This window comes from Rhizobium sp. S96 (genome assembly GCF_030382195.1).
Classification (GTDB): domain Bacteria; phylum Pseudomonadota; class Alphaproteobacteria; order Rhizobiales; family Rhizobiaceae; genus Rhizobium.
The window spans coordinates 32,958-57,272 of the sequence record NZ_JAUDRY010000011.1 but is presented as its reverse complement, the minus strand read 5'-3'; the positions used below and the strand labels follow the sequence as shown (position 1 = coordinate 57,272).

The following is a 24,315-nucleotide window of genomic DNA, read 5'->3' as shown; positions in this document are numbered from 1 at the left end:
TCTATGTCTCGGCCAGCATAACGGTCCAAGCACGGAGGTCTCTCAATCACAATGTAGAACACGTCCAGTCCTCCACCGAAGGTGGAGGTTTATTTTGCTTACAAACAAATCCGGACGGCAAGCCTACGCTCGCCGTCCGGATTTGCATGCAACAGTTTCAGGAATCAGTCGATCAGTTCATCCCGGCGCGGGCTTCGGCCTTGGCCTTGGCGATGTCGCGCAGCGCGCCGGCGATCACGTCGGGCGTCTGGGCGCCGCTGACAGCGTATTGCTGGTCGAAGATGAAGAAGGGCACACCGTTCACGCCCATCTTCTGCGCCGATTCGATTTCCTCGACGACGAGAACCTTGTCGGCATCGGAGGTGAGCAGGGAGGCGGTCACCGCGCGGTCGAGGCCAGCCTTCTCGGCGATATCGAGCAGCACGGCGTGGTCGCCGACATTCAAGCCTTGCTCGAAATTCGCCTTGAACAGCGCATTGACCACCTTGTCGGCCTTGTCGCGATCCTCGATCATTGCCCAGTGAATGAGCCGGTGGGCATCGAGCGTGTTCGGGCCAATCTTGATGGCGTCGAAATTGAAATGAATTCCGACCTCACGGCCGAGATCCGTCAGCATCTTGTGACCCTGGGCCACACGCTCGGCGCCGCCCAACTTTGCTTCCAGCGCTTTCTTCTGATCAACGCCTTCCAGCGGATAGTCCGGGTTGAGCCTATAGGGACGCCAGTTGATATCGACGCCGACCTCGTCCTGGACTTCGGCGATCGCGAGCTCCAGTCGCGCTTTGCCGAGATAGCACCACGGGCAGACGACATCCGAGACGACATCGATCGTTATGCGTTCCATGGGCTTTCCTTTCCTGGATTCGACCTTGATTCAGCGGCTTCCGTTTCCAGCCATCTAGTCGTTGAGGGCGGAGACTTCAACCAGGCAGGAAAAGAGAACCACCTCCTATTGCGCGCTCTGGTCCCACCAGGTGGGCAGCTGGTAGCCGTAGAGCGGCACGGTATCCGGGTGGCCGATACGCTTGCTGCGCGCCACCCATTGCTTGTCGACGTGGTAGAGCGGCAGCACGTAATGGCCCGACAGCAGCATGCGGTCATGCGAGCGCACGGCGGCAGTGAAGTCTTCGGCCGAACGGGCGGTGAGGATGTGCTGGATCAGTGTGTCGACATCTGGATCGGCGACGCCGGCGAAATTGTCGGTGCCTTCCCGATCCTTCGAGGCGGACGACCAGCGGCCCAGCTGCTCGATGCCTGGCGACAGCGAAGAAGTATAGGACTTCACGATGACATCGTAGTCGAAGCTGCTGGTGCGGCTCTGATACTGCGAATCGTCGACCGTGCGGATCGACGCCCCGATCCCGAGCAGCTGCAGCGAGCGCTGGTAGGAAACCGCAAGCTTCTCCTGGTCGGTATTCTGGGTCATGATCTCGAAGGTCAGGGGTCTGCCGCTGGCTTCGCTCATCTTGCCGTTCTTGATCGTGTAGCCTGCCTCCTTGAGCAAGGCGGCCGCCTGCTTCAGGACATTGCGGTCGCGGCCTGAACCGTCGGTCACCGGCAGCTTGTAGGTGCCGTCAAGAATTGCCGGATTGATGCGATCCTTGATCGGACCGAGCAGCTTCAGTTCGCGCTCGTCGGCCGGAACGCCGAAACTCGAGAGCTCCGAATTCTGCCAGTAGCTTTGCGTCCTGATATAGGCGCTCGAGAACAGGTTCTTGTTTGCCCATTCGAAATCGAAGATCAGCGACAGGCCTTCGCGCAGCTTCTCATTGGCGAATACCGGCCTGCGCGTGTTGAAGACGAAGCCGAACATGCCGCTCGGCAGTTTCGGTTCAAAGACATCCTTGACGACGTTGCCCGAGGTCACCGCCGGGAAATTGTAGGCGCTCGCCCAGTGGCCGGGGCTGCCGTCCGGGTAGACATCGACGTCACCCTTCTTGAAGGATTCGAAGAGTGTCGTGTCCTGCAGGAAGTATTGAACGGTGATCTGGTCGTAATTGTCCATGCCGACCTTTGCCGGAATGTCCTTGCCCCAGTAGTTGGGATCGCGCTCGAAGGTGATGCTCTCGCCGGGTTTCAGCGATTTGACCTTGTACGGGCCGGAGCCAATCGGCGGCTCAAGGGAGGAGCGGTCGAAGCTGTCCGGCTTGATCGCATGCTGCGGCAGGATGGGCGTCGAACCGGCCAGGATGAGCGGGAATTCCCGGTCCGCCTTGTCGTTGAAGGTGAAGCGAACGCTGTGGTCGCCGACCTTCTCCATCTTCTCGACGGCATTCAATCGCGTGCTGAACGGTACGCGGCCTTTTTCCTTCAGCAGGTTGAACGAGAAGATGACGTCGTCAGGCGTGACGGGCTGCCCATCCGACCACTTGGCGGCCGGGTTGAGATTGAACTGGATATAGGTCCGGTCGTCGTTCCATTCGACGGATTCAGCCAGCAGTCCATACAGCGTGAAAGGTTCGTCACGTGAGCGCAACATCAGTGTCTCGTAGACGAGGTTGCCGTATTCCGGATCCCACATTCCGCGCGCGGTCGTGCGCATGCTCTTAAGGATGAATGGATTGAGGTTGTCGAACGTGCCGACCACGCCATAGGCGATCTTGCCACCCTTTTTCACATCGGGATTGACGTAGGGCAGGTGCTTGAAATCGGCGGGCAGCGCCGGGGCTCCGTGCATAGCGATTCCATGCACTGGTTCGGCAACGGCTGCCTCGCAAATCAGAGTGAAGACGATGGGAAGAACGATCCGGAGCATCCCTGAAATCCTTTCCGGAAGACGGTACGATTCGATCCCGACAGTATCATGCAGCTCAAGCAGTTCACCATCGGCAGCAGATTCTTTCCGGCGATGGTCAAATCGCCAAAGAAATACTGGATATCTTTAGCGACGCAATGTAACAGGAGAACCCGAAGCCGGGGGGTCATGCATTTGCCTCATTTTTTTAAGAGGTGGGGTGCGAACAACCCTGTTGGTGAGGACGGCATATCCGCTGTCCCAATGGGATACCAGGAGACGGAATTCGTTATGTTCAAGTCTGAAAAGAAAACGCGGGCAGCTCTGTCCGTTCTGGCCGTGATGCTCGGCGCCGCAGCGGCTCCGGTGTCTTCTTTCGCGCAGGATGCGTCGGCTGATGCTCCGGCCCAGGCTGCAGGCGCGCCCCGCCTTGGCTGGTACAAGACCTGCAGCAAGCAGGAAGACAACGACGTCTGCGTTGTACAGAACGTCGTTCTCGCCGGCGGCGGTCAGCTGGTCACGGGCGTTGGCCTCATCAGCGTTACGGGCAAGATCAACAACAAGAGCCTCCAGGTTTCGGTTCCTCCGGCACGCCTGATCCCGCCAGGCATCGCGATGCAGATCGACGGTGGCAAGGCCCAGAAGATCGACTACCTGATGTGCATGCCTGACCGTTGCGTCGCGCAGATCCCGCTGACCGACGCGATGATCGCAAGCCTGAAGAAAGGCACGGATCTCGTTCTGACCTCGATCAACTTCCGCCGCGCGCCGAACCCGATCAAGATTTCGCTTGAAGGCTTCACCGGTGCATACGACGGCGAGGCTGTATCCCAGTCGAAGCTGGCTGAAAGCCAGAAGAGCCTGCAGGACAGCATGCAGAAGAAGGCCGACGAAGCGCGCAAGAAGCTTGAAGACGCTCAGAAGGCCGCCAAGGCTCAGTAATCTGATCCTCTTGGAATTCACGAAGAACCCGGCTCCAAGCCGGGTTTTTTGTTGCGGGAAGGGCAAAGAAAAACCCCGCCGGGAAGCGGGGTTTGAATTGAGTATGCCTGGAGTTAGTGGGCGAAGCTCATCTTGGGTTTGAACTGCCCGGTCGGCGCCATATCGAAGATCTGATAGACCTGTTCGTTGCGGAGCGGGACGCCGCTCTCGTCATTCACGAGGTTCTGCTCAGATACGTAGGCAACATATTCGTTCTCGTCATTTTCGGCGAGCAGATGGTAGAAGGGTTGGTCCTTGCTAGGGCGCACTTCGGCGGGGATTGAGTTCCACCATTCTTCCGTGTTCGCAAATTCCGGATCGACATCGAAGATGACGCCGCGAAACGGAAATACCTTGTGCCGAACCACTTCACCGATACTGAACTTAGCTGTTTTTTCTTTCATGGTACGACTTCCTTTCATCACCTGATTTGGTGATTGGTCTCGCTCAAATCAAGATTTGTGCGAGATCTCGTCACATGAGTGTCACATCCACATAGATCGTCCGTGACGTCGGGCAGGCAAGAAGCCCCGGAAGACCGGGGCTTCTTCTATCATCAGGCAGAATAGTACATGTCGTATTCGACAGGATGCGGCGTCATGTCGTAGCGCATGACCTCGATCATCTTCAGTTCGATGAAGCTGTCGATCTGGTCGTCGTCGAACACGCCGCCGGCGGTCAGGAACTTGCGATCCTTGTCGAGGCTTTCCAGCGCTTCGCGCAGCGAACCGCAGACAGTCGGGATCTTCTTCAGTTCCTTCGGCGGCAGGTCATAGAGATCCTTGTCCATGGCCTTGCCGGGATGGATCTTGTTCTTGATGCCGTCGAGGCCAGCCATCAGCATCGCTGCGAAGGCGAGGTAGGGGTTCGCCATCGGATCCGGGAAGCGGACTTCGACGCGCTTTGCCTTCGGGTTGTTGCCGAACGGAATGCGGCACGAGGCCGAACGGTTGCGGGCCGAGTAGGCGAGCAGGACCGGTGCCTCATAGCCCGGGACGAGACGCTTGTAGGAGTTCGTCGACGGGTTGGTGAAGGCATTCAGCGCCTTGGCGTGCTTGATGACGCCGCCGATGAAATAGAGGCAGCTCTCGGACAGGCCCGCGTATTCGTCACCGGCAAAGCTCGGCTTGCCGCCCTTCCAGATCGAAAGGTGGACGTGCATGCCAGAGCCGTTGTCGCCGAAGATCGGCTTCGGCATGAAGGTTGCCGTTTTGCCATAGGCATTGGCGACCTGGTGCACGACGTACTTGTAGATCTGCATCTTGTCGGCGTTGCGAACGAGCGTGTCGAACTTGATGCCGAGCTCGTGCTGGGCGGCCGCCACTTCGTGGTGGTGCTTCTCGACGACGACGCCCATCTCCGACAGGACCGTCAGCATTTCGGAGCGCATGTCCTGGCAGCTGTCGATCGGAGGAACCGGGAAGTAGCCGCCCTTGACACGCGGACGGTGGCCCAGGTTGCCGGTCTCGTATTCGGTGTCGTCGTTGGACGGCAGTTCGGTGGAGTCGAGCTTGAAGCCGGTGTTGTAGGGATCGGCCTTGTAGCGCACGTCATCGAAAATGAAGAACTCTGCTTCAGGACCGACGAAGACGGTGTCGCCGATGCCCGATGCCTTGAGGTAGGCTTCGGCCTTCTTGGCGGTGCCGCGCGGATCGCGGTTATAGGCTTCGCCCGAAACCGGGTCCAGGATATCGCAGAGGATGACCATGGTGGACTGCGCGAAGAACGGATCCATGTGAACCGTTTCGGGGTCCGGCATCAGCACCATGTCGGATTCATTGATGGCCTTCCAGCCGCCGATCGAGGAGCCGTCGAACATGACGCCATCGGCGAACATGTCTTCGTCGACGCAAACCACGTCCATCGTTACGTGCTGCAGCTTGCCCTTCGGGTCAGTAAAGCGCAGGTCCACGAACTTGACGTCGTTATCCTTGATTTGCTTGAGGATTTCGCTTGCGGTCGCCATTAAATAGTTCCTTTATTTGAGATGACGATACGTTGTTTCGCCGGAAGGCGACAAAGGTCAGATGGCATCGACACCGGTTTCCCCGGTGCGGATGCGGATAACCTCTTCGATATTGGATACAAAAATCTTGCCGTCGCCAATACGTCCGGTCTGTGCGGCCTTGCGGATCGCGTCGATCACGGCTTCCGCGTTCTCGTCGGCGAGGACGACTTCGACCTTCACCTTCGGCAGGAAGTCGACGACGTATTCCGCGCCACGGTAAAGTTCCGTGTGGCCTTTCTGGCGACCGAAGCCCTTTGCTTCCGTGACTGTAATACCCTGCAGGCCAACTTCCTGAAGGGCTTCCTTCACTTCGTCCAGCTTGAAGGGCTTAATGATCGCTTCGATCTTTTTCATGAGAAAATGACTCTCCGCTTCTCCTGTTATAGCAGGTCGATACCCACCCGCTGACATGATGCAGTTATCGTGCCAGTTGGAAAGTGGAATTTTCGAAAAATTGGTTCTCGCGCGCTTAAAATGGCCAGATTTCAAGCGAAATCGGTGCGTTCTTCGCTAAAATGAGCGAAAAATATCGCCGTTTGAAGAAAATTTCGTCCAAATTCATAATATTTTCCCTTGCTTATATGGCCTGGCTGCAGCTTTGGTAGAACTAAGAAATAGGCAAATGATTAAATAATGGCCATCATCAATCTTCGGCAAACGGTTGTTATTTAGGCGGTTTCTGATTGAATGCCGACATGAACCAGAGTCTCTCACACCTCCTTTTGTCTCCCTCCGAAATGGCCGCTGCCGACGCGGCGGCGGCGGCTTCCGGGATCGACAGCTTTGGCCTGATGCTGATCGCGGGGGCGGGGGTCGCTGCTTCCTTTCTCCGCTTCCATTCAGGAGCTGTCCGGGCGGTCATCCTATGTGGTCCGGGCAACAACGGCGGCGACGGGTATGTGGCTGCGCGATGTCTTGCGGATAGCGGCGTAGAGGTCGAGGTATTTCATCTGGGTGATCCGGCGAAGTTGAAAGGCGACGCCGCCCGGGCGCGCGATGGTTGGGGCGAGAGGGCGTCACCACTCGAAGACTACCGGCCGACACCGGGAGACGTGGTCATCGATGCACTGTTCGGTGCCGGGTTGAGCCGGGACGTGCCTGAGGCCGTGGTCGCCGTGATCGATCGTGTCGCGGCAGCCCGCGTGCCCGTTCTCGCCGTCGACCTGCCGTCTGGCCTCGACGGGCGCACTGGGGCAGTTCTCGGTGCTGCGTTTGTTGCGGATCAAACCATTACGTTCATGACGCGGAAGCCTGGGCAACTGCTTCTGCCGGGCCGGGAGTTGTGCGGTTCGCTTGAGGTGCTGGATATTGGCATACCGGCGCGGATCGTCCGGGCGGCGGCCAAGGGACAAATCGCGGAAAACCTGCCCGAACACTGGATACCGACGTTGCATTCCGCGGGGCAGGAGACCCACAAATATACGCGTGGGCATCTGGCGGTGTTTTCCGGTGGTGCCGGCAAGACAGGAGCTGCACGCATGTCGGCGATGGCGGGTCTGAGAGCTGGGGCGGGACTGGCGACGATCGCAGCGCCGAGCGAAGCAATGGCCGAAAATGCTACGCATCTGACCGCAGTCATGCTGCATGCGATCGACGGCGAAGCGGATCTCCTCGCATGGCTGCAGGACGAACGGCTGCAGACATTCGTTCTCGGGCCCGGTTTCGGCGCCGGGGCGAAGGCGCGCGCCTTCGTGGCCGCGCTTCGTGAGCGTCGCCTTGTTCTCGATGCCGACGGCATCTCGTCGTTTCGGGAAGACCCCGCAGAGTTGTTCGGCCTGTTTGCGGATGGCGAGACCCGTTTGGTGATGACCCCGCACGGCGGCGAATTTGGCCGGCTCTTTCCCGACATTGCGGCGGATGCGACGCTCGGCAAGGTCGACAAGGCACAGAAAGCGGCCACCCGCGCCAATGCCGCTATCGTCTACAAGGGAGCCGATACCGTGATCGCCGCTCCCGATGGCCGCGCGTTGATCAACACCAACGCGCCGGCCTGGCTCGCTACAGCGGGATCGGGCGATGTGCTTGCCGGTATTATTGGCGCGCTCATGGCGCAGGGTATGCCTGCATTCGAGGCTGCCGCCGCAGGCGTTTACCTGCATGGCGAGGCAGGCACTCGGGCAGGCAAGGGGCTGACCGCCGAGGACCTTGTTTCGCATGTCCTGCCGCTTTGAACGGCGCTAGCCGGAGACTTCCTCTTGCAGCGCGATCGCGCCGAAGGGTGCATTGACCTTGCCCTCGTGAATCATGAAGGCGAAGACGTCGCGCGGTGCCGGCGCCACCGTGCGGCTTGCGTCGATCAACGGCAGGTCATCCGGCACCTTGCCGGCAGCCCATGTTTCCAGCCGTTTTGCCCAGGCTTTCAAATCACTCGGCGGGTAGCAGGTCTTGATTTCGTCCGAGCCCTTCTGCAGCCGCGCATAGACGAAATCGGCCGTGACGTCGGCGACCATCGGATAGTCGAAATGCTCGGCACAAACCGGCGCAACGCCGTATTTCGCGAGCAGCGCGACGAACTCCGGTACCTTGAAGGAATCGTGGCGGACCTCGACGACGTGCTTCAGCGGCAGGCCGTCCTGCTTGCTTGGCAGGAGCTTGAGAAAGCCCTCGAAATCGTCCGGCTCGAACTTCTTTGTCGGCGCAAACTGCCAGAGGATAGGCCCGAGATGAGGACCGAGTTCGACAATGCCCTGGCCGAGAAAGCGCTCGACCGATTCACCGGCTTCCGCGAGGATCTTGCGATTGGTGCTGAAGCGGCTGGCCTTCAGTGAAAATATGAAGCCCTCGGGCACATCGGCCGCCCACTTGGCAAAGGTTTCCGGCTTCTGGGAGCTGTAATAGGTTCCGTTGACCTCGATGACTTTCAGTTGACGGCTGGCATAATGCAGCTCGTCCTTCTGCTTGAGGTCGGAGGGAAAGAAGTGGTTGCGCCACGGCTCGAACGTCCAGCCGCCGATGCCGACGCGAATAGTGCCGGATTTTGTCATTCCTTCCTCCTCTGATCACATCTAGTCGCTGACTTGCTTTGCCATGTCGACGATAACCCATCCTGGCCTGTGTGGATTTTCGCGGCGACCCGTTTCCTGGAAGCCGAACGCTCGATAGAGCGCAATATTCCGTTCCATTCGTGCATTCGTATAGAGACGAACTTCTGGCAGCCCCCATTCCCTCGTCGTGTCTTCCACCCATCGCAATAGTGCAAGGCCGTGACCTCCGCCTTGGAATTCCGGAGAGACGGCAATGCTGAAGAGCATAGCATGGTCGGCGTGCCGCTCGACAACGGCCAGACCGGCAAGTTCGTCGTGCACCTCCCGCAACCACACTTCACCGCGAGCAATGCGCGGTGCGTAGTCTTCAGTCACGGGGATCGGTGGCCGCCCGAGGAGGCGCGTATACTGAGCATAGGCTTCGGCGGTCAGCACATTGACCGCTGGAGATCATCGAGCGACGCCGCTCTCACCATCACTCCGCTGCCTGCACTTTCTTCACCGGCCGCCGTTCCAGCAATTCCTTGAGGAACTGACCGGTATAGGAACGCTTCTCCTTGACGATCACCTCGGGTGTTCCAGATGCAACGATCTCGCCACCGCCATCGCCACCTTCGGGTCCGAAATCGAGGACCCAGTCGGCTGTTTTGATGACTTCGAGATTGTGCTCGATGACCACGACGGAATTGCCCTGATTGACGAGCTCATGCAGCATCTCGAGCAGCTTGGCGACGTCGTGGAAGTGCAGGCCCGTCGTCGGCTCGTCGAGGATGTAAAGCGTGCGTCCGGTCGAGCGCTTCGACAGCTCCTTGGCTAGCTTGACGCGCTGGGCCTCACCGCCCGAAAGCGTGTTCGCCTGCTGGCCGACCTTGATATAGCCGAGGCCCACGTCCTTCAGCGCCTGCAGCTTGTCGCGCACGGCAGGGACGGCGGCGAAGAAGTCGACGCCTTCCTCGACCGTCATGTCGAGCACGTCCGCGATCGACTTCTGCTTGAAGGTGACGTCGAGCGTTTCGCGGTTATAGCGCTTGCCGTGGCAGACGTCGCAAGTGACGTAGACGTCGGGCAGGAAGTGCATTTCGATCTTGATGACACCGTCGCCTTGGCACGCCTCGCAGCGGCCACCCTTAACGTTGAAGGAGAAGCGGCCGGGCTGGTAGCCGCGCGCCTTGGCTTCCGGCAGGCCGGCGAACCAGTCGCGGATCGGCGTGAAGGCGCCGGTATAGGTTGCCGGGTTGGAACGCGGCGTGCGGCCGATCGGCGACTGGTCGATGTCGATGACCTTGTCGATGTGCTCGAAGCCGTCGATACGATCGTGATCCGCCGGGATTTCGCGCGCGCCCATGACACGGCGGGCGGCGGACTTGTAAAGCGTCTCAATCAGGAAGGTGGACTTGCCGCCGCCGGATACACCCGTAACCGCCGTGAAGACGCCGAGCGGAATCGATGCCGTGACGTTCTTCAGGTTGTTGCCGCGGGCACCGACGACCTTGATTTCCTTGCCCTTCTTCACCTTGCGGCGCTCGTCGGGAACGGGAACGCCAAGCTCGCCCGACAGGTATTTACCGGTCAGTGACTTCGGGTTCGCCATGATATCCTGCGGCGTGCCGTGGGCGATGACCTCGCCGCCATGAATGCCGGCCGCCGGCCCGATGTCGACCACGTCGTCGGCCGTCAGGATGGCGTCTTCGTCATGCTCGACGACGATAACCGTGTTGCCGATGTCGCGCAGGTGCTTCAGCGTCTCCAGCAGGCGGGCATTGTCGCGCTGGTGCAGGCCGATTGACGGCTCGTCGAGCACGTAGAGAACGCCGGTCAGGCCGGAGCCGATCTGCGAGGCGAGGCGGATACGCTGGCTTTCGCCGCCCGACAGCGTGCCTGAGTTACGCGATAGGCTCAGATATTCGAGGCCGACGTCGTTGAGGAAGCGCAGGCGGTCCCTGATTTCCTTCAGGATGCGGACGGCGATCTCGTTCTGCTTGGCGTTGAAACTGCCAGGCAGTGTTTCGAACCAGTCGCGAGCCACGCGGATCGACATGTCGGTGACTTGGCCGATGTGCAGCTTGTTGACCTTCACGGCCAGCGCTTCAGGCTTCAGACGGAAGCCGTTGCAGGACGGGCAGGGCGCGGCCGACATGTAGCGCTCGATTTCCTCGCGAGCCCAGGCGCTGTCGGTTTCCTTCCAGCGGCGCTCGAGATTGGTGATGATACCTTCGAAGTTCTTGTGCGTGGTGTAGGAGCGCGCACCGTCGGCATAATGGAACTCGATCTTCTCGTCCGTTCCGTTGAGGATGACGTCCTGCGCGGTTGCCGAGAGGTCGTTCCAGCGAGCGGCGAGCTTGAAACCGAAATGCTTGCCGAGCGCTTCCAGCGTCTGGTTGTAATAGGGCGAAGACGACTTGGCCCATGGGGCGATGGCGCCATCGCGCAGCGTGCGCTCGGGTTCCGGCACGATGAGGTTGGCGTCGATCTTCTGCTGCGCGCCGAGACCGTCGCAGGTCGGGCAGGCGCCGGCCGGATTGTTGAAGGAGAACAGGCGCGGCTCGATTTCCGAAATCGTGAAGCCGGAGACGGGGCAGGCGAATTTTTCGGAAAACAGCACGCGCTCATGCGTTTCGTTGAGCGACTTGTTGGCCGAGCCGCCGGCGGCGGTTTCCTCCGGTGGCAGCGGCTTGTCGGCGAATTCGGCGATCGCGAGGCCGTCGGCGAGCTTCAGCGAGGTCTCCAGGCTGTCGGCGAGGCGCGCCGAGACATCGGCGCGAACGACGACGCGGTCGACGACGATATCAATGTCGTGCTTGTACTTCTTGTCGAGCGCGGGCGCATCGGCGATCTCGTAGAACTGGCCGTCGATCTTGACGCGCTGGAAGCCCTTCTTCATGAGCTCCGCGAGTTCCTTCTTGTACTCGCCCTTGCGGCCGCGCACGAGCGGCGCGAGGATGAAGAGGCGTGTGCCTTCCTCGAAGGCGAGGATGCGATCGACCATCTGGCTGACGGTCTGGCTCTCGATCGGCAGGCCGGTGGCCGGCGAATAGGGGACGCCGACGCGGGCGAAGAGCAGGCGCATGTAGTCGTAGATTTCGGTGACGGTACCGACCGTCGAGCGCGGGTTGCGCGAGGTCGTCTTCTGCTCGATCGAGATCGCCGGCGAGAGGCCGTCGATCTGGTCGACATCTGGCTTCTGCATCATTTCGAGGAACTGGCGGGCATAGGCCGACAGGCTCTCGACGTAGCGGCGCTGGCCCTCGGCATAGATGGTGTCGAAGGCGAGCGAGGATTTGCCCGATCCCGACAGCCCCGTCATGACGATAAGCTTGTTGCGCGGCAGATCGAGGTCGATGCCCTTCAGATTGTGCTCGCGCGCGCCACGGATTGAAATCGTCTTCAGTTCGCTCATCGTCTTCTGCTTCTGTGCTGGAACAAGCCCCTTATTTAGTGATGCCGGCTGGCGAGTCGAGGCTGAATGTCCATCTGGTGCAAGGTTTTCGATTCGGTTGACAGGATCATAGGGATAAAATAGAACAAATAAAGAACAAAATTCCTTGTGGATGAACCGGCAATGGACGCCCATAGGCGGCGCGCTATAGTTTAAGGTACATCGATTATTTCAAGCGCCGCCGGGCAGGGCGGCAGGTAGGGTGAAAAGTATGGCTGGTAGCGTAAACAAGGTAATTCTGATCGGAAACGTGGGCGCCGACCCCGAAATCCGGCGCACGCAGGATGGCCGGCCGATCGCCAACCTTCGTATCGCGACGTCCGAGACGTGGCGCGACCGCAACTCCGGCGAACGCCGCGAGAAGACGGAATGGCACAATGTCGTCGTCTTCAACGAAGGCCTCTGCAAGGTCGTCGAGCAGTATGTGAAGAAGGGCGCCAAGCTCTATATCGAAGGCGCGCTGCAGACCCGCAAGTGGCAGGACCAGCAGGGCCAGGACCGCTATTCCACGGAAGTGGTGCTGCAGGGCTTCGGCTCGACGCTGACCATGCTCGATGGGCGCGGCGAAGGCGGTGGTGCGAGCTCCGGATTCGGCGGCGGTGGTCGCAGCAACAACAGCAATGACTACGGCGGTGGCAGTGGTGGTGGCTATGGTGACGACTACGGCGCACCGTCGCAGTCGTCCGGCCGTGGTGGCGCGTCCTCCGGCGGCGGCAACTTCTCGCGCGATCTCGACGACGATATCCCGTTCTGATCGGACGTTCGCATCAAGCTTTGAAACGGCGCGCCTTGGGTGCGCCGTTTTCGTTTTGAGGTCAGACCGGCGGGGCGAGGTTCATCGCCGACTTGACGCCGTCGACGACAAACTGGGTCGCCAGAGCCGCCAGGATGACGCCGAGCAGGCGGGTTAGGATCGCCCGGCCGGTAACGCCGAGGAAGCGGTCGAGCCTGTCTGCGATCAGAAGCGCCAGGAACAGGAGCATCAGGCTGGCGGCGATGACCATGATCAGCTGCGCCCGCTCGAACGACGTCTGCATCGAGCCTGCTATCAGGATGGTCGCCGAGATGGCGCCAGGGCCTGAAATCAGCGGTATGGCCAGCGGAAACACCGAGATGTTGTGGATGTGGTCAATGGTGATGGCCGCCGTGCTGGTCTTTTCCTTTCGGTCCTGACGCTTTTCGAAGACCATTTCGAAGGCAATCCAGAAGAGCAGCAGCCCACCGGCGATGCGGAACGCGCCGATCGAAATGCCGAGGACACCAAGCACGCTGGAGCCGAACAGGGCAAAGACCGCCAGGATGATGAAGGCGATGACCGAACCGCGGATCGCGACCTGCTTGCGCTGGCTCCGGCTCATGCCTGTCGTCAGGCCCAGAAAGATCGGCGCAAGCCCCGGCGGATCGATGGTCACCAGCAGTGTGGTGAAGGCGTTGATCAATTGGTCCGCGCTTGCCATCGTGTCTCCCTGAGCCCATATAACGCCACGGTTCCGAGCGATTGTGATGCGGAGAAATGGATTTGGCAAACAGCTCCGCTCGCATGACGTGAAGACGGCCGCAAAACCCTTGTTTTGCCCTCATAAGACCGCAAAAGACTGTTCAAAACCCTTGGCAAAATTGGCGTACTAACAGCCTTTCCGCTATAAATCTTCAAGTGATTCTAGAAGAGATCGTGATCCGTTTTGACTGAGCAAACACCCCCCGGCGGCGGGAAGCTCCCGCCAGGCATCGAGCCCATCTCCATTATGGAGGAAATGCAGCGGTCGTATCTCGATTACGCGATGAGCGTTATCGTCAGCCGCGCTTTGCCTGATGTGCGCGACGGCCTCAAGCCTGTGCATCGGCGCATCCTCTACGGCATGTCGGAACTCGGCATCGACTGGAACAAGAAATACGTCAAATGCGCCCGCGTCACCGGGGACGTGATGGGTAAATACCATCCGCACGGCAACTCGGCGATTTACGATGCTCTTGCCCGTATGGCGCAGGACTGGTCTCTTCGCCTGCCGTTGATCGATGGCCAGGGCAACTTCGGCTCCGTCGACGGCGATCCGCCGGCGGCTGAACGCTACACCGAATGCCGCCTTGAAAAGGCCGCGCATTCGCTGCTTGACGATCTCGACAAGGAAACGGTCGATTTCCGCGACAACTACGACGGCACGTTATCCGAGCCCGTGGTCGTTCCCGCGAAATTCCCGAACCTCCTGGTCAACGGGGCAGGCGGTATCGCCGTCGGCATGGCGACGAACATTCCGCCGCACAATCTCGTCGAAGTCATCAACGGTTGCGTGGCGCTGATCGACAATCCGGCAATTGAACTGCCGGAGATCATGGAAATCATCCCGGGGCCCGACTTCCCGACGGGCGCCAAGATCCTCGGTCGTTCGGGCATTCGCTCGGCCTACGAAACCGGCCGCGGCTCCGTCATCATGCGTGGCGTCGCGACCATCGAGCCGATGCGCGGCGATCGCGAGCAGATCATCATCACCGAGATTCCGTATCAGGTGAACAAGTCCACGATGATCGAAAAGATGGCCGAGTTGGTGCGCGACAAGCGTATCGAGGGCATCTCCGACCTGCGCGACGAATCCGACCGCCAGGGCTACCGCGTCGTCGTCGAGCTGAAGCGCGACGCCAACGCCGATGTCATCCTGAACCAGCTTTACCGTTACACGCCGCTGCAGACCTCCTTCGGCTGCAACATGGTGGCACTGAACGGCGGCAAGCCGGAACAGCTGACGCTGCTCGACATGCTGCGCGCTTTCGTCTCGTTCCGCGAGGAAGTGGTTAGCCGGAGAACGAAATTCCTTCTCCGCAAGGCTCGCGAGCGCGCTCACGTCTTGGTTGGTCTGGCCATTGCTGTCGCCAATATCGATGAAGTCATCCGGGTTATCCGGCAGGCTCCGGATCCGCAGTCGGCCCGCGAAGAGCTGATGACGCGCCGCTGGCCGGCGCATGACGTCGAAAGCCTGATCCGCCTGATCGACGATCCGCGCCACCGCATCAACGAGGACATGACGTACAACCTCTCGGAAGAGCAGGCGCGCGCCATCCTCGAGCTGCGTCTTGCCCGTCTGACGGCTCTTGGCCGCGACGAAATCGGCGACGAACTCAACAAGATCGGCGAAGAGATCAAGGATTACCTCGAAATCTTGTCGTCGCGTATCCGCATCCAGACCATCGTCAAGGAAGAACTTGCCGCGGTTCGCGACGAGTTCGGCACGCCGCGCCGCACCGAGATCATGGATGGTGGCCTGGAGATGGACGATGAGGATCTCATCGCCCGCGAGGATATGGTCGTCACCGTCTCGCATCTTGGCTACATCAAGCGCGTGCCGCTCAGCACCTATCGTGCGCAGCGGCGCGGCGGCAAGGGCCGCTCCGGCATGGCGACACGCGACGAGGATTTTGTTAGCCAGCTATTCGTGCTGAACACGCATACGCCGGTTCTGTTCTTCTCCTCACGCGGTATCGTCTACAAGGAAAAGGTCTATCGCCTGCCGATCGGAACGCCGACGTCGCGTGGCAAGGCGCTGATCAACATGCTGCCGCTTGAACCAGGCGAGCGCATCACCACCGTTCTGCCGTTGCCCGAGGATGAAGACAGCTGGGATAGCCTGGACGTCATGTTCTCGACGACGCGTGGCACGGTGCGCCGTAACAAGCTGTCCGACTTCGTCCAGGTCAACCGCAACGGCAAGATCGCGATGAAGCTCGAGGAAGAGGGCGACGAGATCCTGTCCGTTGAGACCTGCACCGAGCATGACGACGTGCTTCTGACGACCGCGCTCGGCCAGTGCATACGCTTCTCCGTCGACGACGTCCGCGTCTTTGCGGGCCGGAATTCGATCGGTGTCCGCGGCATCAACCTTGGCGAAGGCGACCGTATCATCTCGATGACGATCGTCGGCCACGTCGATGCGGAGCCATGGGAGCGTGCTGCCTATCTCAAGCGCGCTGCGAACGAACGCCGCCTGACGACCGGCGACGCCGAAGAGATCTCGCTGGTCGGCGAAGAAGTCACCGAAGAGGGACAGTTAGGCGACGAACGCTACGAAGAGCTGAAGGCGCGGGAACAGTTCGTCCTGACGGTTTCCGAAAAGGGCTTCGGCAAGCGCTCCTCGTCCTACGACTTCCGTATTTCGGGACGCGGCGGCAAGGGTATCCGTGCCACGGACACCTCGAAGACGGCGGAGATCGGCGAACTCGTTGCGGCCTTCCCGGTCGACGAAGGCGATCAGATCATGCTCGTCTCGGATGGCGGTCAGTTGATCCGCGTACCGGTCGGCGGCATCCGCATCGCCAGCCGTGCGACCAAGGGTGTGACGATCTTCTCGACCGCTAAGGACGAAAAGGTGGTGTCGGTCGAACGCATCAGCGAATCGGAGGAAGAGTCCGAGGACGCCGAGGGAAATGGTGACGACAACGTCGTTGCAGCTGGCGAGGAAACGCCTGACGCGGAAGCTTAAGGCGTAGGGCGGTTCGAGTTCTGACCGCTTGATGCTGAACAAATAGAGCCCGGGACGATCGCTGGTATCGTCCCGGGCTTTTCTATGGGCAGTGACCAGTCGTCACGAGAGTGGGAGCTCCTTCTCAGCTGGTCATGCAGCGATACGTCAGCTCACAATGAGGGGCTGCGCGCGAGATCCTAAGTTGGCAGCCCATCGACTTTCGGAACCTGGTCCAGGGCGTTGTCCCAATCGGCGCGGCTGGAGTAGCAGATGTGTGCGGTCGGTTTGACGGTAACTGCACTATCCAGGCTTCCCGCCGGCACGACGACCACGGCGCCATCCATCTGAACGCTCGGCAGCGCCGACCCGCACTCGATACAGAAGCTCCGCTCATGGCGGGTTTGCGGGAGCCGATAGGTCTTGATCTGATCGCGGCCTGACAGCCAGGTCAATTCGGCGTTCGTCGAGAACAGATTTGCCGCATGCGACGACCCGGTGTCCCTGCGGCAGCGTGAGCAGTGGCAAAGGAAGAAGCTCTTGAACTCGCCTGAGATCTGAAATCTGACGGCGCCGCAAAGGCAAGCGCCTGTATTCATTCGCTGCATGCTCTAACTCGCTAGGTCTCGTGAGGGCACAGGCACGAGCCTCGTATCATGGCGTTTGATTGTAAAGGTTCGGCTCGTGCGGCCAGAAGTCATCAGTTCTACCGAGCGTGGCTCTCTCTTAGAATCAAAAAGACCGCATCGAGGATGCGGCCTTTTTGATTGTTTGTTCGGATCAAGCCGGGTTGAGCTTAGCTCAGGCGACCAGCCGCGTGGGCAAGCATTGTGTAGACCTTGCCAGTGTCGGAGGTCAGGTAGGACTGAGTGATCGTCTTGTCGCGATCGGTCTTCGCAACGTCGGCCAACAGTCTCTCGAAATCGGCGATGTAGCGATTGACGGCCGTGCGGAACTCCGGCTCGTGGTCGAACTTGCGCTTGATTTCGTCAAACGTCTGCTGGCCCTTCAGCGTGTAGAGACGACGCGTGAACACGTCGCGCTCGCCGCGCTGGTAACGGCGCCACAGATCGACCGAGGCGTCATGATCGATGGCGCGGGCGATATCGACGGAGAGCGAGTTCAGCGACTCGACCACCTGGCGCGGATTGCGGTTCTCGGCCGCGCGTGGCGCCGGCTGCGGTGCTTCCGCACGCGGTGCGGGCTGACGCTGCTGGGCTTCCTCGGCCGCCTCTTCGCGCGATGCACCGCGCAGGAGATCGCTAATCCAGCCGCTTGACGTCGGCGCGCTGGCCGGCGGTGCGGCGACGGGCGCCCGCTGCTGGGTGGTTGCCGGCGTCGCAGGCGTCAGCGTGCCACGCAGACCGAAGCTTTCGATCGGCGAGGGAGCGACCGGGGCGGGCGCTGCGACAGCGGCGGGTGCCGGAGGCTGCGGTGCCTGCTGAACGGGCTGAGGTGGCTGCTGGGCGATTGCCGGTGCGGTGGGACGCGGAGCAGGCTGCGCCTGGGCGAGTGCCCGTGCGTTCGGTTCCGAAATCTCGAGCTGTTGCGTCGAGCGCCCGACGATGTGCGAGATGTCCTGCAGGGCCTTGATCTGCTCGGAAACGGCGCGGCGCATGGCTGCCGCACTTTCCTTGGCTTCCTCGGGGAGGTCGAAGGCGCCGCGCTTCAGCTCGCTGCGCGTCATGTTGAGCTCGTTGCGGATATCGCCGGCGGAGCGACGGATCTCTTCGGTTGCGCCGGAGAAGCGCGATACCGCCTCCTCGACCGCTTCACGGAGGGATTCGCGCATCTGCTGTGCTGCGCCGTCCGATACGCGGCCGGCTTCGCCGAAGACGCGCTCGACTTCCGACAGGGATGCCGTCAGGCCGCCGCGTAGGCGGTTGGAGAGCTCACCGGACCGACGCTCGGCGTTGCCGAAGGCGCCATCGATCGTCGAATTGGCATCTTCGCTCGCCTTGACGACAGAGGTGCGGATCGCTTCCGCCGCCTGTTCGGCGCGCTTTTCTGCGTCCGACAGCACATTTCCGATATCGGCGAAGGAGGACTGAACACTCTGCCTGAGGTTGCCGCTGACCTGGTTGGAGCGCTGCTCGGCGCGGTCGAATGCAGATTCCACCATGCTGCCGAGAGCACGCATGGTCTGTTCGATCTCTTCCGAGCGCTGCACGAGGCCGACCGACAGGTTCTGGAGCGCGGATTCGCGGTCTTCCAGCGTCGAGACGAGGTTGGATTGGGCGGCTGCGAGCAGGCCGGAGGCCTGGCCAAGCACCTTCGAATGTTCGTCGAAGCGGCTGATGATGCTGCCGACCTGCGACAGGGTTTGGCCAGAGATATCGGAGAGCCTATCGACCTTGCCCTCGAGGAGGCGCGTCGACGCCGAGACCATTTCCGCCGCCTTCGAGGCGGATTCGGTGAAGCGCGAGGTGGTGTCACCGAGGCGGCTGTCTACGGCCGTCAGGTCCTCGGCCGCGCGGCCCATCATCGCACCCATGGAGGCGCTGTTGTCGGACAGGCGTTCGATCAGCCTGTTAACGTTGGCGAGCAGGCTGTTTTCCATCGCGTTGACTGCGGAGGATGCGCTTTCGGTGCGTGCCGCGATTGCGTCGATCAGCGCCGAATTCTCGCTCCGCAGGCGCTCGGCGCTCTGCTGTGCTGCCGTCGTGATCTGCTCGGCCGCTGCCTTGCCGGTCTCCGCATAGCGGTCGATCATCGGGCGTGCAGTCTCGTCGAGGAGACGCGACAGTTCCGACGAGCGACCGGCAAGCATCGAATTGAGTTCGCGGGTCCGTTCGTCCAGTGCTGTGCGGATGGAGTTGCCACGAGCCTCGAGCGCCTTGTCGACATTGCCGAGGGTCGCGTCGATCTCACGTGTCCGGTCTTCGAGGCCGGTACGGATAGCGTTGCCGCGTGCTTCCAGGGCGCGATCGACGTCGGCCATGGTGGTGGCGATTTCCTGGCTGGCGCTGGAAATGGTCGAGCGGAGGTCGGTGCCACGGCTTTCGAAGGTGGCCTGCGCGTCGCTGAGGGCGCGCGAGATGGCGCCTACTTGGCCGCTGACCAGGGTTTCGGCTTCAGCGACCTTGCTGATGATCGAATTGCCAGCCTCGGAGAAAGTCTGTGCAACAGCTGCAGCCTGACCGGCAAGCCGGTTCTGTGCTTCGGCAACGCGGCTGACGATCTGCTCGGCACGCTCGTCGATGGACCGTGTCAGTTCGCCGCTGCGTGCGTCCAGGCTATCGGCGAACTGCCGGCCGGTGAGGCCGAGGCTCTCGGCTGCACGGGTTGCCTCTGCGTCCATGCCCTGGGTCGCTTCGACGACGGCGCTGCGCAGGGAGGAGGCAAGACCGGCGGCCTTGCCTTCGATCGTCCGGTTGACGGCGTCGAGACCGACGGTGAGGGCGCGGTCCATTGTGGTCAGGCGCTCTTCCAGATGCGCCGTGCCGCGGTCCATGGCCTCGCCAAGATTGGCGGTGCGCGCGTCGATGCCGGAGGTGAGGTTCGCGGTACGAGCGTCGATGGTCTCCGCCATCTTTGAAGCGCTGCCGTCGAGTGCCGAGGCGATGCGACCGGTCGTCTCGTCACCCAGCGCGCCGAGGCGGCTGATGCCGTCGGTGAGCGTGGTGGACAGGCGTTCGCCAGCAGCATCCACCTGGCGGGCGACACCGCCAACGCCATCGCGAATGCGGTCTTCAAGCGCGGAGAGGCCTGCCTCGACACGCGAACCGGTGTCGGCGAAGCGTCCGGTCATGCCTTCGATCGACTGATCGAGATGCGACGAGAAGGACTCGGCGGAGCGCGAAATCTCGCCCGCCGCATCCTGGAAGCGCACGGCGATGTCACCGGCGCTATTGCGCAGGCGCTCTTCCAGCGTCTTGGCGCTGTTGTCGATCGCATTGCGCAGTGACGCTTCCTGGTCTTCCAGCGTCATTTCCAGCATGCCGACGCTTGCGGCGATCGAGGTCCCGATCGTCGTTGCCTGGTCTGCCAGCGTATCGTTGATGCGTGCATGCGCATCGCCGAGCGTGAGGTTGATCGCCTGCGTGCGGTCGTCGAGCGTTGCGCGAATGCGGTCGTGAGCCGAATCGAGGCCTCCCTCGATCCTCGACGTGGCATTGCCCGTCAGGGCTTCGAAACGGTCGGCTGCTGCCGCAAGACCACCTTCGATGCGGTTGGCGGCTTCGCCATGCAACGCTTCGAGACGCTGGTGACCGGCGCTCAGGCTCGTTTCGAGGCGCGACGCCGCGCCACCGGTGACCGATTCAATGCGATCGCCGGCGCTGGAGAGTGTTCCAGCGAGGCTATTGGCATGATCGGCCAGGGTCCGTTCGAGACGGTCGTGATTGTCGGTGTAGGCGCTGCGAATTGCGTCCGTCTTGTCGGCAAACGCACCTGCAACGCGTGCCTCTGCGCCGGCGACGGAGTCGAGAAGCGCGTTGGTACGGGCCTCGAGCGCGTCGTCGAAACGGCTCTGGCTGTCGCCGAAGGAAATGGCCAGCGCCATCGTCTTTTCGTCAAGCGTGTCGGCCAGGCGCTCATGGACATTGGCGATCGAGTTGGTGATCGCGTCGACCCTGCGGCCAAGCGTGTCCTCGATGCGCTCGTGTCCTTCGTTGAGCGACACGGCCATCGCCATCACGCGGTCATCCAGCGCCTCGGTGATGCGGTCATGACCGCTGGTCAAGGAGTTCGCGATGTTTTCAGCCTGATGGCCGAGCGTGTCTTCGAGGCGGGCATGGCCTTCATTGAGCGAAATTGCAAATGCCATCGCCTTCTCGTCCAGGGCGTCGGAAAGCTTTTCCTGGCCGCTGGCGATGGAGTTTACGATGCTGTCCGCGTGGTGGCCGAGGGTCTCGGCCAACTGGGTCTGGCTCTCGTTGAGCGAGATGGCCAGCGCCATCGCCCGGTCGTCGAGCGTCTCGGCGAGCTTCTCGTGGCCGCTGACGAAGGAGTGTTCGATTGCCTTGGCGTGCTGCCCCAGCGTCTCGTCGATGCGGGACTGGCCCTCGTTGAGCGAGATCGCCAGCGCCATGGCCTTTTCGTCCAGCGCGTCGGCGAGCTTGCTGTGGCCGGATGCGATCGAGTTGGTGATCGCATCGACGCGGGTTCCGAGCGTGTCTTCGAAACGGCTCTGGCTTTCGTTGAGCGAGATGGCGAGTGCCATCGCCTTGTCGTCCAGCGTATCGGCGAGGCGTTCCTGGCTTCCCGTAACGGCGGTGATAATCGCTTCGGAGCGGCTGGCCAGCGTGTTTTCGAAATGAGACTGGCTATCCGAGAGAGCGCTCACCAGCTTGCCGCTGCGTTCGGACAGGACGCCATCGATCCGTTCATGAGCGGAATCAAGCGCCTGCGTGATATCGGACGCGCGCTGGGCGATCATCGTGTTCAGGTCGTCGGCACGGCCAAACGCGGACGTGATCTGCTCCGTACCGGCAGCGACTGCCGAGCTCAGATCCGTTGTTGTCGACAGCAGCGTATCGCGGAATTCGGCCGAACGCACAGACAGGTTGTTGTGCAGGTCAGAGGTGCCGGCAGCGAGTGCGAGCGAGATTTCCGAGGTGGCGTGGCCCAGCGCCGAGGTCATTTCGGTGGAGCGGGCATGGATGGCGCTGGTGAACTCGTCGACCTTGCTCGAGAGCGAGCTTTCCAGCACTTCCTGGCCCGTGGCGAGCGCGGTGGTGATCGCGAAGGACTGATCGGTGAGCGAAGAACCGATCCGTTCGACGCTCGAACTCAGGATGCCGTTCAGCGATTCCGTGCCGCCGGTCAGCGTATCGTTAATCCGGTTGAGGCTTTCCATGAGCTTGGTGTCGAGCGTGCCGGCGCGCTTGTCGAAGGCATTCGCGAATTCGGCGACGCGGTCGTCGAAGGACGTCGAGAGCTGCGCGACGGTGGCCTGCAGGCGTTCGTCGAAGAAGCCTGAACGCAGATCCAGATCCATGATCGTGTCGTCAACGCTGGACTGCAAGCTGTGACGGAAGCTCGTGCCGCGCTCGTCGAGAGCGGTGTTGAGCTTGGCGAGAACGTCGTCGAGCGTGCTGCTGATGGTGCGCTCGCCGCCCGTGAGGCTCTCGTTGATGTCGCGGGTGCGGGCGATCAGGATTTCGTTCAGCTGGCGCGCGCGGTCGTTGAGAGCCGCATTGAGCTTCTCAGCGTTGCTGTCCATGGTGGACGCACGCGTTTCAAACTGGCTGAGGATGGTGTCGCCATGCTCGCTGAGGCCGTGGGTTAGCGCTTCCAGGCGGGTATCGAACTCGTTGGCGAGCGCGAAGCCGGAGGAGGTCAGCGTCTGGAGCAGGGAGTCTGTCTTTGCCGCCAGCAGCGTGCCGAGGGATTGGATTGCGGATTCGGACTTTTCGGTGATCGTCGCTGCGCGCGTGTCGATCATGGATGCGAAAGCTTCGCCCGAGGTGGCGAGGCGTACAGCGATCTCTTCGGTCGCGAGCGAGAGGTCTTCACGCAGCTGATCGTGAACGCCGACGATCGAGGTGCGGATGCGCTCGGCGTGATTGACGATCGCTTCGCGTTCCGACCCCAGTTCGTGGACGAGGCCGCGAACACGCAGCTCGTTATCAGCATAGCTGCGCTCAAGGGCATTCACTTCGGAATGCACAAGCGTTTCGAGTTCGGAAGCGCGCGCGATGGTGCGCTCGATGCCTTCGTTCATGGCCGACACTTCGCGGCGCACGGCCTGACCAACGGTCATGATGCGTTCAGAGGCGATCGTTTCCGGTTCGGATAGGCGCAGGGCAACCTCGGCCATCGAACGGGCGGCGTTGCGCATGTCCTGGGCGCGGGCCATCATGATGGCGAATGCGTAGAACAGCAGGACCGGAACGATAATGCCGACGAGGCCGGCGATAGCGCCGGGCAGGGCAATCAGGTCCGAGATCGAGCGGATCTGCCAGATCTGCGGCGAATAGAGTAGGGCGGCCAAGCCTAATCCGGCGACGATCCAGAGAAGCGAGATGATGGTCGCGTTCCGAATGGCGGATCGGCTGGAACCGTTGTCCAGGGACTTCAGGAGCGACGCCGGGCTCGCGCGGCTCGCATCATTGGCGGCGAAGGACGGGGCGCGAGATCCCTGCTCGGGGCGGGGAGCGGCCGCGCCGCTTCGACGACCTTTGGCTTCATCCTTGGTCTGGCTGCTGCGCGCGCTAGGTGTTTCAGACACTTTGGCCTCCGGGGCGTCGGGCTTCTTGTCTTTTAGAGACGGCGTATTATCGTCCTCGAAGTCGATCTGAAGCGCCTCGTCCAATGCCTTGAACGCCTTGTCCTCAATCGATTCGTTGTACTTGTTATTCGCCATTCCGTTACGCCTCGTTACATCTCAGCCGGTTCACACTCGCTCGGGCTTCCGCCTCACCCGAACCAAACCCTTGCCTCTGAACTCGTCCGCACCGGTTACCAGAGCGGATAAGCATATCATTTCAGAGTGGATAGCTGCTTTTTCATACAGACGGTATCAAAACATTACCATTATCCACTTGGCGAGCAAAGGCAGGTGCCGCAAAGCTCGCCCAATAGTATCGTAGTGACACATCCGTGCCCGCTAGACAATTAACGCGGTGCTGCAAATCCCCCGATATTAATGCTTCGTTAACGCATTTCGCACGGATGCGGACCAAAAAATCCAACGGTTTAGGCGGGTTTAACGGGTATTAACCATAACGGGAGAAATCCGCCCTGAATGCGCCCGAATTTAACGCGATTGCCACGCCGCA

Annotated in this window: 14 protein-coding genes and 1 pseudogene; 4 read left to right on the top strand and 11 right to left on the bottom strand. The window is 61.1% G+C overall.

Annotated elements, in window-relative coordinates:
* Nucleotides 1–172: 172 nt before the first annotated feature.
* Both QTL94_RS14790 and QTL94_RS14785 read right to left on the bottom strand, forming a co-directional pair.
* Nucleotides 173–844, bottom strand: coding sequence for a DsbA family oxidoreductase (locus QTL94_RS14790; RefSeq protein ID WP_289802388.1), 672 nt, complete (start codon nt 842–844; stop codon nt 173–175).
* 105 nt (nt 845–949) lie between these two features.
* On the bottom strand, nt 950–2,755 hold the full coding sequence (locus QTL94_RS14785) for an extracellular solute-binding protein (protein WP_289802387.1): 1,806 nt from the start codon (nt 2,753–2,755) through the stop codon (nt 950–952).
* Between the two features lie 270 nt (nt 2,756–3,025).
* Here QTL94_RS14785 and QTL94_RS14780 point away from each other — a divergent pair, with 270 nt between their 5' ends.
* Nucleotides 3,026–3,676, top strand: a complete 651-nt coding sequence (locus tag QTL94_RS14780; protein WP_113521228.1) for an invasion associated locus B family protein — start codon at nt 3,026–3,028, stop codon at nt 3,674–3,676.
* 113 nt (nt 3,677–3,789) lie between these two features.
* On the opposite strand, the gene hspQ is transcribed toward QTL94_RS14780, so the two are convergent.
* From hspQ to QTL94_RS14765, 3 genes are all read right to left on the bottom strand, one after another.
* Nucleotides 3,790–4,119, bottom strand: coding sequence for a heat shock protein HspQ (hspQ, locus tag QTL94_RS14775; RefSeq protein ID WP_065693929.1), 330 nt, complete (start codon nt 4,117–4,119; stop codon nt 3,790–3,792).
* A 152-nt stretch (nt 4,120–4,271) separates the two neighbouring features.
* On the bottom strand, nt 4,272–5,681 hold the full coding sequence (glnA, locus tag QTL94_RS14770; protein ID WP_065693928.1) for a type I glutamate--ammonia ligase: 1,410 nt from the start codon (nt 5,679–5,681) through the stop codon (nt 4,272–4,274).
* A gap of 57 nt (nt 5,682–5,738) precedes the next feature.
* Nucleotides 5,739–6,077 (bottom strand): P-II family nitrogen regulator, encoded by a 339-nt coding sequence (locus QTL94_RS14765; RefSeq protein WP_018900556.1) that lies wholly within the window; start codon nt 6,075–6,077, stop codon nt 5,739–5,741.
* A 341-nt stretch (nt 6,078–6,418) separates the two neighbouring features.
* Between QTL94_RS14765 and QTL94_RS14760 the strand changes: the two genes are divergently transcribed.
* Nucleotides 6,419–7,894, top strand: a complete 1,476-nt coding sequence (locus QTL94_RS14760) for an NAD(P)H-hydrate dehydratase (RefSeq protein WP_289802386.1) — start codon at nt 6,419–6,421, stop codon at nt 7,892–7,894.
* Between the two features lie 6 nt (nt 7,895–7,900).
* Here QTL94_RS14760 and QTL94_RS14755 read toward each other — a convergent pair whose 3' ends face one another.
* The 3 genes and pseudogenes from QTL94_RS14755 to uvrA all read right to left on the bottom strand — a co-directional run bounded on the left by QTL94_RS14755 (nt 7,901) and on the right by uvrA (nt 12,104).
* Complete coding sequence (locus QTL94_RS14755; RefSeq protein WP_289802385.1) at nt 7,901–8,707, bottom strand: DUF72 domain-containing protein; 807 nt, start codon at nt 8,705–8,707, stop codon at nt 7,901–7,903.
* A 21-nt stretch (nt 8,708–8,728) separates the two neighbouring features.
* Nucleotides 8,729–9,186: pseudogene (locus QTL94_RS14750) on the bottom strand (GNAT family N-acetyltransferase).
* Nucleotides 9,183–12,104: an excinuclease ABC subunit UvrA gene (gene uvrA / locus QTL94_RS14745; RefSeq protein ID WP_289802384.1), complete on the bottom strand. Its 2,922-nt coding sequence runs from the start codon at nt 12,102–12,104 to the stop codon at nt 9,183–9,185. Before uvrA ends, QTL94_RS14750 begins: the two are co-directional and overlap by 4 nt.
* A 250-nt stretch (nt 12,105–12,354) precedes the next feature.
* Here uvrA and QTL94_RS14740 point away from each other — a divergent pair, with 250 nt between their 5' ends.
* A complete protein-coding gene (locus tag QTL94_RS14740; RefSeq protein WP_289802383.1) occupies nt 12,355–12,897 on the top strand; it encodes a single-stranded DNA-binding protein in 543 nt (180 codons plus the stop codon).
* A 61-nt stretch (nt 12,898–12,958) separates the two neighbouring features.
* Here QTL94_RS14740 and QTL94_RS14735 read toward each other — a convergent pair whose 3' ends face one another.
* Entirely contained in the window at nt 12,959–13,600 is a 642-nt protein-coding gene (locus tag QTL94_RS14735; RefSeq protein ID WP_289802382.1) for a MarC family protein, read from the bottom strand.
* A gap of 225 nt (nt 13,601–13,825) precedes the next feature.
* On the opposite strand from QTL94_RS14735, the gene gyrA reads away from it, so the two are divergent.
* Nucleotides 13,826–16,612: a DNA gyrase subunit A gene (gene gyrA, locus QTL94_RS14730; protein ID WP_289802381.1), complete on the top strand. Its 2,787-nt coding sequence runs from the start codon at nt 13,826–13,828 to the stop codon at nt 16,610–16,612.
* 179 nt (nt 16,613–16,791) lie between these two features.
* Here the strand turns inward: gyrA and QTL94_RS14725 are convergent, their stop codons facing one another.
* Nucleotides 16,792–17,190: a GFA family protein gene (locus tag QTL94_RS14725; RefSeq protein ID WP_289802380.1), complete on the bottom strand. Its 399-nt coding sequence runs from the start codon at nt 17,188–17,190 to the stop codon at nt 16,792–16,794.
* Between the two features lie 197 nt (nt 17,191–17,387).
* Nucleotides 17,388–23,900, bottom strand: coding sequence for an apolipoprotein A-IV repeat region-like domain-containing protein (locus QTL94_RS14720; protein ID WP_289802379.1), 6,513 nt, complete (start codon nt 23,898–23,900; stop codon nt 17,388–17,390).
* Nucleotides 23,901–24,315: the final 415 nt, after the last annotated feature.